Below are 11894 nucleotides of genomic sequence, written 5' to 3'. Positions count from 1 at the left end.
GAATCTGGAGAAGCAAGAGCATATGAAGAGTTTGCCGAACAGTGCATGGCAGACTATGACTTAGATGGCTGGGTAAATGACACGTGGATTAATCCAGACGACGTCAATTATTTTAAGAAGTAAATGAGAGAATGAAGAGGAGGAAGCAATCGTGAACGTTTATTCCGATCATCAACTTTCACTGCCTCACTCGGTTGTTTCCATCGGAGCGTTTGATGGCTTGCATCTTGGCCATCAAACGCTCATTAATAAAGCCGCCAGCCGAGCAAAAACGTTAGGTGTTCCATCCGTCGTCTACACATTCAACCCTCCCCCTCGCAGTTTCTTTCAGCAAACGCAAGTGTTAACGAGTGTGGAGGAAAAAGTAGAACTAATCAAACGGTTAGGCATCGATTATGTTGTGGTAGCGGACTTTAACAAAGAATATGCATCACGTGAAGCCATTGCATTCGTTCATGAACTGCAAGCTCTCTCGCCTAAAGAAGTGTGGGTTGGGCCCAATTTTCAATTTGGGAAAGGAAAACAAGGAACGACCGAGTTTTTATCTCATTACTTTCACGTGAATCTCCATCCATTGGTTCGCTGTCAGCAAGGTAAAATTATCTCCTCTACTCGCATTCGCCTCCTTCTCCAAAAAAACCAAATAGAGCACGCACGTAAATTATTAGCCCACCCGCAAATGACACCATAGCAAAAGCCGTACAAACAATACTCTCTTTTTTCATCCTTCTACCATAAGCCGCTCTTACCATTGCGGCTTATTTTTATCGTTTTCGGGCGAGAGGATTTCCTTTTTCATTTTGTACAGCAAACAGTCCCAACGGATGACTCACTTCCGTGGCAGCGTTTTTCTCCAGCAGAAAACATCAATCAAACGTTTGATTAATCCCCTCCTATCCATAAAGAAAACACAGCTGGCAGCAGTCCTTTACGTACAGACAGCAGCTTCATCACGCGTATACCGGTGCCTTTTCCACGTTGGCAAAGCCGATCGTTATTCATATCTCTTCGTACAAAAAAGACAGGGAATTTCCCCATTCCCTGTCTTTTCCCTTACTTTTCTTCATGTTTTTCCGTTTTTGGTGATAATTCCTCTGAAAAAGCTGTTTGGTTTTTTGGCATTCTTTCCTGCACCGTAGATAACATATTTTGTAAGGCTTGATTGTTTCCGCCCTCTTTGTTGGTATCGTTGTTGTTTCTTTGTGTCATTCCTGCCCATGCAGCAGTGGCACCTACACCAATGAGTGTAAATAACATGCCCATGCCCATTCCACCACGGTTGTTCCTTCTGCTCCATCCCATAAATCTTCGTCTTCGCCCCGTAAATGGTGCTAACCAACGAAAATTGTTCATCCGTATTCCCCTTCTCTCCATGAATGTCTAGGATAGAATTATCCCGCATTTATATCTTTCTCCGTTTCTGGTTTCATTATCAGTATGAATTTTCCCCTTTTATTACCATAAATATGAATAGATGCAGTGATTTACACTAATGTGTGGCGATATAATGTAAAAGGATGATGAGATGCATGAAGACATTTATTATTTATATGTGGACGTTGTTTGATCCAGTATATTACTCCCTCACTCGTTTAATTACACTACAGGAAACCAATGAATGGCACCCTAACATTTTCCGCGTGCGGCTTGCTGTATATCGGGGTGCTGCGGTTACATTATCTGATGGCACCCAGATTCAAAAAAACGATGTGTTGTTAAAAATTCACTTGCACAATATTCGTTTAATCCGTGATATGAATAAGCTGCAACATGACTTTCAAAAAGCGCGTTTTATTTACCGTACTGTACAACAATCATTACCAGGTGTCGCTTCGTACATTCAAAGCCTGGAGAACAGCGAAAACATAAAAGGTATTATGGGTATTACAACATTAAACAAAGGCTGTAAGCGACTTGGTTTCGATTCAATGGATATACACAGCCATATCTACAGATGGTTCAAATGGATTCCTAATCTCATGATTACACTGCTCGCATCTTCTGATACAGCACTTCCTGCCATGAAAAGAAAAAAGCCAGCTTATATATTGATGTCAAAAGAGACATTGTTTCGCTCTTTCCAGCCGATTCACTCTTCTGACACCAATGCCATCCAGCGAAAATCAGCCTCTTCACCCAGCAGCTTTTCTAAATAACATGTCCGCGGAAAATACAGAACCGCAGAATTATTGTCACTTCTGGTTGGGCTTTCTTTTGGCCCGCTTGCTGCGAGCAGCGCCTCAGCTGACCGGGAAAAAGCACTCCGATGGATCTTTTGCTGTTTTTCCCGCAGGCATCTCCCTTAATCGCCTCAACTTGGTCATCGATAAGAAAATATGGCTTGCCGGTAAGTTTTGCAGCAGAAACAGCATTCTTCTTTATCCTTTCACAACGTTACACATTCCCACAGCAAAAACATACCATTTATGTGTCCTAACCTTTCAATGAGAACTTTATTTCTTTCATGCCTTCGCCTCTGTACTTCACATTCTCTCTCCACAGCCTCCACTGTTCAGCTTATGTTTCTGTCGGGGGATTCTTCGTATGTTATCTGCGCTTCGTCTATACGGTCCTAATTGATTGCACGGCTTTAGCGCAACCCGTTTTCGATTTGTCTCCATTTCACTATTTACAAATAATTCATTATATTTCAAAACAAACTTTACGCCTCCTTTATAATCCTTCGCTACAGTATAAGTGAAAATATTTTGAGAGGAGCTGTTACATAATGAACAAAAAGCTGCGTATCGGCTTGTTCATGGCACTACTATTATTCACTTCCCTCCCCTTCGGCACTGCAATGGCTGAAGAAGAAGTAACGAAAAAAGAACAAAAGCAAGTTCTCAACATCGCTCACCGCGGTGCTTCTGGACATGCCCCGGAAAACACAATGGCTGCCTTTGAAAAATCTGTGGATATGAAAGCCGATATGTTTGAGCTGGATGTACAGATGAGTAAGGACGGAGAATTAGTAGTCATCCATGATACAACCGTTGATAGAACGACCAATGGAACTGGGGCTGTGAAAGATTTGACGTATGAAGAAATTCGTGAACTTGATGCGGGCAGTCATTTTAGTGATGAATTCACTGGCGAAAAAATACCAACACTGGGAGAAGTACTGGACGAATATCGAGGGAAATCCGGTATTCTCATTGAAGTAAAGTCTCCATCCCTTTACCCTGGTATTGCTGAAAAAGTGGCAGATGAACTCACGTCACGCAACATGGACAAGCCCAACAACAATAAAATCATCGTTCAATCGTTTGACCATGATTTCGTACAAACATTCCACTCCCTGCTTCCATCTGTCCCAGTCGGCGTATTGATCAGCTACAATCCATTCGGCATTTCGGATTCTCTTTTGTCAGAATTCACAGAGTACGCTGACTACGTCAACCCTAACAAAGATATGATGGATGCTTCTCTTCTAGAGCGTATTCATTCGTTCGGGATGGAAACCCACCCTTGGACAGTAAGATCCCAAGAAGCAGCAGATTCTTTGCTGCAATTAGGAGTGGATGGTATTATTACTGACTATCCGGACTATGTCGACCCGCATAAACCATAATGGTACAGCTGTTAGCAGAGTAAAATGAAATCATTTTGCTCTGCTTCTTCCTTTTTCCAAAAAAATACAATGTGATTGGTTGACTTTTTCCAATTAAAGCGCTATAATAATAACTGAAAGCGCTTACAAAAGGAGCGGATGTTTTTCATGGAAGCTTTATGTTACGAAAAGGATAAAGATCAACTCATCACAGCCCTTTTAGAGCTTAACACCTACAAAATGCCGGATGGACGTCAGTTTTACGAAGCGTCTGAGGCTGAACTGAAAGAACAATTTTTGTTAGTTCAGTCACATAACTGTTAGTAACTGACTTGTTATATACCCATCTCCTCTTATATAGTAAACCACCTTCTTTCCAACGAAAGAAGGTGATTTTTTTTACCTGAACAACCGTACGCTTATCCTATGTGATAGAGATTTTGTGTTCTTACGAAAACGAATGCAAATCAGAGACAATTGGGGTGTTTTCAAGCATTGTCATTGCTATCGTGGATTCATTCACCAATACGTGCAGCGAATCAATGGGGAAAAATGATATTCCGATTAAAAGAAGCAAAATTATCACATATGTCTTTACAACGCCGAAGATGCCTCCTAACGCTTTATTTACTGTTCGCAGTATGGGCAGCGAAGCAAACATCTGCAGAATACGCCCCAATGACGCGACAATCATCGTTGTAACAAGAAAAATGAGCAAAAACCCAATAACCGTGTAAAACAACCCTTCAAACGCAGCGCCTAAAGCAGACGGATATGGAAGCCACGTACGCAGCCACTCGGCGATTGGCTGGTAAAAATAAAAGCCTGCGAACAAAGAAAGAATAAAACTCGTCAACCGGATAAACTTTGATATAAACCCTTGTTTTAATCCTATAAAGAAGCTTCCAGCCAACAACAATATAATAATAATATTTATGAGCAACAGCATTGCCTCCCTTGGACACTTATGTCTTTCATTTATTTGTGCTTACGCAGCAAAACGTGTCAGTGATTGTTTTATTATATATGGTTAACGATATTATACTTTCTGGACAAAGTGAAAAAAACCAACTTTGGTATGACCGTACGTCATTGGAAAAAATTGTACAACTGTCATCCATCCTCTTTTCCCCTTCTCTTCTACCCTTTTCCTGTAACTTCCTTTTTTCGTTAAAGAAGCAATGCCCTTTATAAATGCCCCGCCTTCATGCCATACTATTCATGTATTCCGTTTACTCTAAAGAGGTGAACCATAGTGAGTAAAAAATCTAAGTCAAAACGGACTATCATAAAAGGAAAAGACGCTGTTCAGCCAAGTACAGGAGAAGAACGGATTACTATATCAAAGTCGAAAAGTAATAACCAACACTCATAACAGTAGAAAGGAATATCATCATGAACGGACAACGTGCCCAAGAGTTATCGCTGTCTTCTAAAACTAAAAAAGTTTTTTTCAACGGTAAACGCGTGTATATCGATAACGTCTTCCAGCAAGTTGGTGTCGCAACCATACACTATGATGATAAACCAAATAAAATAGAAGGTGTTCCGGTCACCAGTTTAACAGAGGAATAATTCTTCTTTTCTTATCTGATACTTTTCTCCTGCACTTATCAGAAAGAACTTTCATCTATTCACACGGAACGGAAACGTAAAAAGCAGCTGTAAAAAAGCTGCTTTTTTTATCATCTATCCATGTGCAGCGCCACGAGGATTTACTTCCTTGTCCATGCTGCTCCCTAACACATAAAAAACATTTGCATTCTCATATATTGATACAAAAAACGTGCATGTCTTCCTTCTTGTGTATACGGATTTTGTAATTGATATAACGTTCTTATGAACATGTCATCGCAATAACACGACGGGCCGCCGTGTCTTCGGTAGCACTCATCATGTTCCTTGCAGGCAGCATCCACCGCATTCACAGGAGCACCTGGTCCGCTGCAGCCTGGCCCACACCAATTGTAACCAGGAAATACACAAAATCCAGGGAACCTTCTTCGTTCATCATGATAGTGTTTCCTGCGGTAATCCACGATCACCCTCCTTCCTTATCGATATGAACCCCCCGCTTATTTCCACCATATGAAAAACACCTCATTTTGGGTTGGCTCTTTTGGCATATTTCCTTTGGCGTAAGTACATTTTTCAACAAAAATTCACACATGCTATTCAACTATCCGGGCTCTTTCACATATGTATGTATAGCGTGTTAGGATTGGAGGGAAAACAATGGCTGTCATAAAAGCCACAAATCAGGACATCAATTTACTGGCACGTCTTTTGCGTGCAGAAGCGGTAGGGGAAGGCAAATTAGGAATGCTTCATGTTGGAGCTGTTACTGTAAACCGTACGCGCGTTAACTGTTCAGACTTTGAAGGTCTTCGCACGCTCAGAGAGGTTATTTTTCAGCCAACTGCATATGAAGCAGTTGAACATGGGTTATTCTATCAACGTGCAAGAGAAAGTGAAAAACGGTTAGCGAGAAGAAATGTTCAAGGAGAACGGCGCTGGCCGGCGAAATACAGCCTATGGTACCATCGTCCCCCAGGTGATTGCCCGCCTACATGGTACGACCAGCCGCTTGTCGGCAGATATAAATTGCATTGTTTCTACGAACCATCGCAAGGAGAATGCGACGACATTTATAACACCTTTTAAAACCTTCCTCTCTATGTTGATGTTTGAATACGCCTACACGGTATTGGTTTAAATTACCAGTATAAGTGTGTGAAAATAGGAAAACTTAACGTTAACATAGAAAAAAGGAGGGTCGCATGATGGTTCAACAAAACAGAAGCAATAACTCAAATCAACTTCTCGTTCCAGGAATGCAGCAAGCCCTTGATCAAATGAAAACAGAAATTGCTCAAGAGTTTGGTGTACAGCTCGGAGCAGACACTACATCCAGATCTAATGGTTCTGTTGGTGGTGAAATCACCAAACGCCTCGTTCAAATGGCTGAACAGCAAATGAGCGGCAGACAATAATAAAAGCAAAACAGAGGAGGAACGGTTTCCTCCTCTGTTTTTTTATGGAACGAGACCTGAGCTGATGGCAGGCAAAAACGTGACAATGATTAGATTGATGATCATAATACATAAGAATGGCATAATCGCCCGCACAACATCTGCATAATTGGTTTGTCCCACTTGAGCGGAAATGAATAAGTTCATCCCTACCGGCGGGGTGATAAGACCAATGGAAAGATTAACAACCATAATAATACCAAAGTGAATTGGATCTATTCCAATATTGGTTGCGATTGGAAGAAGCAGCGGTGTCAGAATAATAATAGACGCGAGCGTTTCCATAAAAGTTCCCACAACTAAAAGCGCCAAATTAAGTAATAACACAAGAATGATTGGTGATAAGTCTAAGCCAAGCAGAGCATCCGCCATGGATTGAGGCATTTGCTCACTCGTTACTAAAAAGCCGAAGAAAGACGCGGTTGCGATAATAAACAAAATAATCGAGGACGTAATGGACGATTCAATAAAGATTTGTTTAATACGTTTTATATCCAAATCTTTATAAACAAAAAATCCAATCACAAATCCATATACCACGGCGACTACTGCTGCTTCTGTCGGTGTAAATATACCTCCGTAAATGCCTCCGAGTATAATAACAGGCATTAATAAGGCAAAAATTGCTTTTTTAAATGCTGCCCATACTTCGCCGGCGCTCGCTGATGATGCAGCCGCTCGATATCCTTGTTTTTTAGAAATAACGTAAGCGACAACCATTAATGAGACACCAAGCAAGATACCTGGTACAATTCCAGCAATAAACAAATCGGTAATGGAAACGCCTGCTGACACGCCATAAAGTATTAATGGCACACTTGGTGGAATAACAATACCTGTTGTTCCGCCGGCAGCCTGCACCGCTGAAGAAAAACTTCTGTCATATCCTTCTTTTACCATCGAAGCAATAAGTATGGCCCCCACGGCCGCAGTTGTTGCCTGCGCGGAACCGGATATAGCAGCAAAAAAGATACAGGTTACGATAGAAACGTGGGCTAAGCCGCCCTTTATATGTCCTACTAAACTTTTGGAAAACTCCACTAATCGTTCCGAAATACCCCCATGCTCCATTAACTTTCCCGCCAAAATGAAAAACGGAGCGGCCATAAGCGGAAATGAGTCCAGTGCCGCAAACATGGTTTGTGGCAGCGTAATAAGGGGAACGTCATTTGTCATTATAAAAAAGATAATAGATGCCATCCCTAGAGACACGGCAATCGGCACATTAATGAAAAACAAAAACAATAACACCAGAAACAATACAGCTGTCATTATACATTCCCCCTTTCTTCTGTTGATTCAACATGATCTGTCAGCGGAAAAGTATAAGCAGCCAGGTTTATTATCATAAACAGAGCACTTACAGGAATAACGAGATACACATACCCCATCGGCACCTGTAAAGCAGAGGACTGCTGCACCATCGCTTGGCTCACAATATGGATGCCTTGCACAAACAAAATGAGCAAAAAGGCAGCCGTCGCTAGAAACGCTGCAACAAGTATTCCTTTATATACTGATGGTCTGAATTTTTGCACAAAAAAATCGATACCTACGTGGCTTCCTGTCTTAAACGCGATACTTGCTCCTAAAAATGTAACCCAGATCATTAGATATCGTGCGAGCTCTTCAATCCAAGGGAACGACGATCCAAATATTACTCTTGATACCACTTGGAAAAAAATGAGCAGAACCATCGCGGCTAAAAACAGAAACAGAACATTACTTATCCCACTGTTTAGTCGTTCTAGAAGATGTTTCATTCCTTGTTTCCTCCTGAGTTGTCCAAATGATTGTCTATCTTATTCATCTGCTTGCTTGATACGCTCGACGTAATCGTCCCATTTATCGTGTTTTTCGTATACTTCTTCGACAGCTTCTTTAAATGCATCGATATCTATTTCTTCTTTCGTTACAATCGTAGCACCTTCGTCTTTCATTTCTTGTGTGTGCTGCTCTTCTAATTGTTGATTAATCTCACGTTGAACGGAAGCTGTTTCTCGTCCAATTTGTATAATGGCATCCTGCAGCTGCTCCGGAAGACTTTCTAATTTTTCTTGGTTAATCATGAGAATAGCCGAAGCATAATATAAGTCTAGAACACTGACTTTATCTGATACTTCAAACTGATTAGTCGTTCTAAGACCACTTAGGGCATTATCCACGCCATCTACAATACCTTGCTGTAACGATGTATAGACTTCAGGATTGGCAATAGGTGTCGCTTCTGCTCCCAATGCATCATACGTATCAACGTACAACTCGTTTTCAAGCGAGCGCATTTTTAAGCCGCTGACATCTTCTGGACTATAAATAGGGTGTTTATTATTAGAAAGTTGTACGAAGCCTTTTTCCCAAAACGCAATTCCTTTTATATTAATATTTTCCATTTTGTGCAGAAGCTCTTGGCCAATCTCTCCATCAAACGTTTCATATGCATGATTTAGATCATTAAATAGAAATGGCATTTCGACCACAGCAATGTCTTCTATAAAATTTCCGACAACGCCAGTAGATGATAATGCCATATCCAATGAACCGTATTGAACTCTTTCTACTAATGAACGGTCTCCCCCCATTTGTCCTGCTGGATAAATTTCTATATTTATTTGACCGTTTGTTTCTTCTTCCACTGCCTCTTTAAACTCAACTAACCCTAGATGATAGGCATGATTGGGCGGTGCGACATGCCCTACTTGTAACGTGACTGGCTCTTTAGCTTCTGCGGGATCATTCGTTGATGAAAACACTCCTGTACTGCAGCCGCTCATTAACAGCAATGCTAGTATCATCACAGTCATGATGCTGTAAATGTGTAACTTCAAGGTTTTGCCTCCTTTTAATGTAAGCGTACACAATATGAGATATGAAGGAAGGGGTGAGCCAACAGCCCAGCCCCTTTTGAATGCTATAACGTTGTTACTGTCTTTTTCGTTAAATCGACTGTTTGTAAATCTTGGCCGAGGATCAGCTCCCCATCATAAACACGTCGCACTTCACTTTCCACGTGTTCTTCATCAATGCTTGGCAGAAAATGCGTGAGGAGAAGACGCTTCGTATTGGACTGCTTAGCTGTCTCTGCTGCTTGTGCAGGCGTGCAGTGCTCTTTTTGCAATTTTTCCCAAATGGTATCTAAATTCGTGTTTTCAGCCTTTTCCTTTGCAGTCAAGACACAATCATGAATCAAAAGGTCAGCATTTTCGGACAAATCCGTCAAATGTTGAGTTGGAGAAGAGTCACCAGAAAATACAATGACAGTATTATCAATTTCAAAACGAAAAGCATACGTTGTAACGTTGTGAATCATTGGAGCAGACGTGACTTTCGCTGGAATATCGCCAGCCGGGATGTCACCTGGTTCTTCGATTTCGTATATTTCTACGTCATGAATGCCTTCTGCCGGGAATCCAAGTGACGTTCGATAGTTAATATCATCTTCGTACATTTTTAAAACGGTTTCATGAAATTCCTTAATACCTTTTGGGCCGACAACGGACAGTTTTCGTCTGCCTAAGTGCCAGCCGCCAATGAGAAACTGAAAATAACCCATAGTGTGATCAGAGTGAAGATGAGTAAACCATAGATGATGAACATCTTGCGGTTCTACTCCAATCCGTTGTAATTGTGAAGTGGTTTCCTGGCCGCAATCAATTAATACGTTCATATCGTCAATCTGAAGAAGCTGTGCGGATGCAGCTCTGTGCAAGGCGGGATAAGGAGACCCCGTTCCTAACATGGTTACTTTAATATCTTTCATGAATATAGCTCCTCTCTCGATTCATTTTTTCATAAATTTCGCAAAAGCAAATCTTCTGAAATTATATTCTCATGTATCCATGTTAGAAAACAATAGAAATTAGAATCACAAAACGTTATCCATGTATAATAGTTTCTTATACGTTATGCACGCTGTTGTTCTTTTAAAAACTTGAAAAACTTCTCGGTCCCTAAATGAGGAAAGCGTAAATTCTTTTTCAACATGTATATTTTTCTATCAAGCGCTGTGTCTTTTACTGGTACTTCGATGAGATGTCCTGTTTCGAGTTCTCTTTTTGCAGCCAGACGAGAAATAAATGAAATGCCAAGCCCTGCTTCGACCGCACTTTTGACGGCTTGGGTTGTCTCTACCTCAAAATAACTTTCTATCTTGTCAATAATCTCATGTCTTCTCAATTCTTCTTCTACCCGCAGCCGCAATTCAGATACGGCCTGCCTTCGAATTAACTGCTCATCTACTATTTCTTTTAATTGAATTCCATCTTTTCTGGATTTCCAAGGGTGATGCGGGGAGGCAATGAGGATAAGCTCATCTTCCATAAAGACTTCTACATGCAAATCTGTATTTTCAGGCACATAATCTTCAACGATTCCAACATGTACTTCGTCTCTTTCTACCTTTTTCATAATGTCGGCTGTATTGCTTGTCGTCAGATACAGCCAAGCTTCCGGGGTTGTTTGTTTAAAGTCGCCTAATAACCGTGGTAAACGGTATTCCCCCACCGTTTGAGAAGCACCGATATGAAGCGTAAACTGTTGATTTCCTTTAAAGTTTTCCATCAATTGAATAGAGTGCTCATAGTCTTTAATAATTGATTTCGCAATAGGGTACAATGCACGTCCTGCTTCAGATACTGTCAGCTTGTTATTGGTTCTGAAAAACAATGGCAGTCCGTAAAACTCCTCTAACTGCCTCATTTGACGTGTAACCGCCGGCTGTGTGATATAGCTGAGTTCTGCGGCTTTACTGACACTCTTCTCTTCCACGACTAAACAAAAAACTTTCAAACTATCAATATTCATGGCCACTTCCCTCCTGATGCGCAATGATCTTCATAACGCAGCATAATAAATAGTTATACCGTTATTAAAATTTTCAAACAGCAATTCTATTGTATTTTTTCTATGTTCATGAAATCATAGAATCACCATATCGTTTGTGTTAAAAATTTTTTCATCATTTATGAAAGGGGTTACATTTACATGTCTGAAAAAACGGCTGTCAAAAAGAATGAGCGTGTCGAAGAAGTCTTTAACCTGTTTATTAAGCACATGAAAGAGTTTTTGAAAGAAGCGAAGCTGGACCACCAAGAGTATACAAACTTTGTCCACTGGGCGGACCGCCTTGGAAAGAAAGGGGAAATCCCTCTTTATGCTGACGTTTTCCTTGAAACGCATGTGCTTCAAGCGATGTATACCAACATGCCAGGAACGCAGCCGTCTCTGCTTGGACCGTACTTTGTTGAAGGGTCTCCACAGCTTGAACGAGAACCTGGACAGCCTTTCGTCTTAACACAGCGCCCGGACGAGCCTGG

The 11894-nt window shown here is 41.1% G+C and carries 16 protein-coding genes; 8 read left to right on the top strand and 8 right to left on the bottom strand.

The window, feature by feature from the left end:
- The first annotated feature begins 151 nt into the window (after positions 1–151).
- Entirely contained in the window at positions 152–691 is a 540-nt protein-coding gene (locus tag BLT18_RS17475; protein WP_091276958.1) for an FAD synthetase, read from the top strand.
- A gap of 362 nt (positions 692–1053) precedes the next feature.
- Here the strand turns inward: BLT18_RS17475 and BLT18_RS17470 are convergent, their stop codons facing one another.
- Complete coding sequence (locus BLT18_RS17470; RefSeq protein WP_091276957.1) at positions 1054–1353, bottom strand: hypothetical protein; 300 nt, start codon at positions 1351–1353, stop codon at positions 1054–1056.
- Between the two features lie 176 nt (positions 1354–1529).
- On the opposite strand from BLT18_RS17470, the gene BLT18_RS17465 reads away from it, so the two are divergent.
- From BLT18_RS17465 to fbpA, 3 genes are all read left to right on the top strand, one after another.
- Positions 1530–2156, top strand: coding sequence for a YkoP family protein (locus BLT18_RS17465; RefSeq protein WP_175487591.1), 627 nt, complete (start codon positions 1530–1532; stop codon positions 2154–2156).
- Positions 2157–2728: 572 nt separating this feature from the next.
- Positions 2729–3571 carry a glycerophosphodiester phosphodiesterase gene (locus BLT18_RS17460; protein ID WP_091276954.1) on the top strand — a complete coding sequence of 281 codons (843 nt, stop codon included), beginning with the start codon at positions 2729–2731 and terminating at the stop codon, positions 3569–3571.
- Between the two features lie 138 nt (positions 3572–3709).
- Complete coding sequence (gene fbpA, locus BLT18_RS18025; RefSeq protein ID WP_322787582.1) at positions 3710–3874, top strand: Fur-regulated basic protein FbpA; 165 nt, start codon at positions 3710–3712, stop codon at positions 3872–3874.
- A gap of 124 nt (positions 3875–3998) precedes the next feature.
- On the opposite strand, the gene BLT18_RS17455 is transcribed toward fbpA, so the two are convergent.
- On the bottom strand, positions 3999–4493 hold the full coding sequence (locus BLT18_RS17455) for a CvpA family protein (protein WP_175487590.1): 495 nt from the start codon (positions 4491–4493) through the stop codon (positions 3999–4001).
- Between the two features lie 452 nt (positions 4494–4945).
- On the opposite strand from BLT18_RS17455, the gene BLT18_RS17450 reads away from it, so the two are divergent.
- Positions 4946–5125 carry an H-type small acid-soluble spore protein gene (locus BLT18_RS17450; protein ID WP_091276947.1) on the top strand — a complete coding sequence of 60 codons (180 nt, stop codon included), beginning with the start codon at positions 4946–4948 and terminating at the stop codon, positions 5123–5125.
- A gap of 164 nt (positions 5126–5289) precedes the next feature.
- On the opposite strand, the gene BLT18_RS17445 is transcribed toward BLT18_RS17450, so the two are convergent.
- Positions 5290–5589, bottom strand: a complete 300-nt coding sequence (locus BLT18_RS17445; RefSeq protein ID WP_091276945.1) for a phospholipase — start codon at positions 5587–5589, stop codon at positions 5290–5292.
- 196 nt (positions 5590–5785) lie between these two features.
- On the opposite strand from BLT18_RS17445, the gene BLT18_RS17440 reads away from it, so the two are divergent.
- Positions 5786–6214: a cell wall hydrolase gene (locus tag BLT18_RS17440; RefSeq protein WP_091276942.1), complete on the top strand. Its 429-nt coding sequence runs from the start codon at positions 5786–5788 to the stop codon at positions 6212–6214.
- 119 nt (positions 6215–6333) lie between these two features.
- A complete protein-coding gene (locus BLT18_RS17435) occupies positions 6334–6543 on the top strand; it encodes an alpha/beta-type small acid-soluble spore protein (RefSeq protein ID WP_091276940.1) in 210 nt (69 codons plus the stop codon).
- Between the two features lie 42 nt (positions 6544–6585).
- Here BLT18_RS17435 and BLT18_RS17430 read toward each other — a convergent pair whose 3' ends face one another.
- The 5 genes from BLT18_RS17430 to BLT18_RS17410 form a co-directional block, all read right to left on the bottom strand.
- Complete coding sequence (locus BLT18_RS17430) at positions 6586–7854, bottom strand: TRAP transporter large permease (RefSeq protein ID WP_175487589.1); 1269 nt, start codon at positions 7852–7854, stop codon at positions 6586–6588.
- Positions 7854–8345, bottom strand: a complete 492-nt coding sequence (locus BLT18_RS17425; RefSeq protein ID WP_091276936.1) for a TRAP transporter small permease — start codon at positions 8343–8345, stop codon at positions 7854–7856. The genes BLT18_RS17430 and BLT18_RS17425 overlap by 1 nt, the downstream gene beginning before the upstream one ends.
- A gap of 39 nt (positions 8346–8384) precedes the next feature.
- Positions 8385–9407, bottom strand: coding sequence for a DctP family TRAP transporter solute-binding subunit (locus BLT18_RS17420; protein WP_091276933.1), 1023 nt, complete (start codon positions 9405–9407; stop codon positions 8385–8387).
- A gap of 83 nt (positions 9408–9490) precedes the next feature.
- The gene (locus BLT18_RS17415; protein ID WP_091276930.1) at positions 9491–10339 is read right to left on the bottom strand and encodes an MBL fold metallo-hydrolase; all 849 of its coding nucleotides are present in this window, start codon (positions 10337–10339) and stop codon (positions 9491–9493) included.
- A gap of 143 nt (positions 10340–10482) precedes the next feature.
- Positions 10483–11382 (bottom strand): LysR family transcriptional regulator, encoded by a 900-nt coding sequence (locus BLT18_RS17410; RefSeq protein WP_091276927.1) that lies wholly within the window; start codon positions 11380–11382, stop codon positions 10483–10485.
- Positions 11383–11562: 180 nt separating this feature from the next.
- Between BLT18_RS17410 and BLT18_RS17405 the strand changes: the two genes are divergently transcribed.
- On the top strand, positions 11563–11894 hold a 332-nt coding region (locus BLT18_RS17405; RefSeq protein WP_281242379.1), incomplete at its 3' end, for a dioxygenase.

The sequence above is a fragment of the Alteribacillus persepolensis genome, assembly GCF_900099605.1.
GTDB lineage: Bacteria > Bacillota > Bacilli > Bacillales > Marinococcaceae > Alteribacillus > Alteribacillus persepolensis.
The sequence above is the reverse complement of the archived record's forward strand: the minus strand, read 5'-3'. Positions and strand labels throughout refer to the sequence as shown.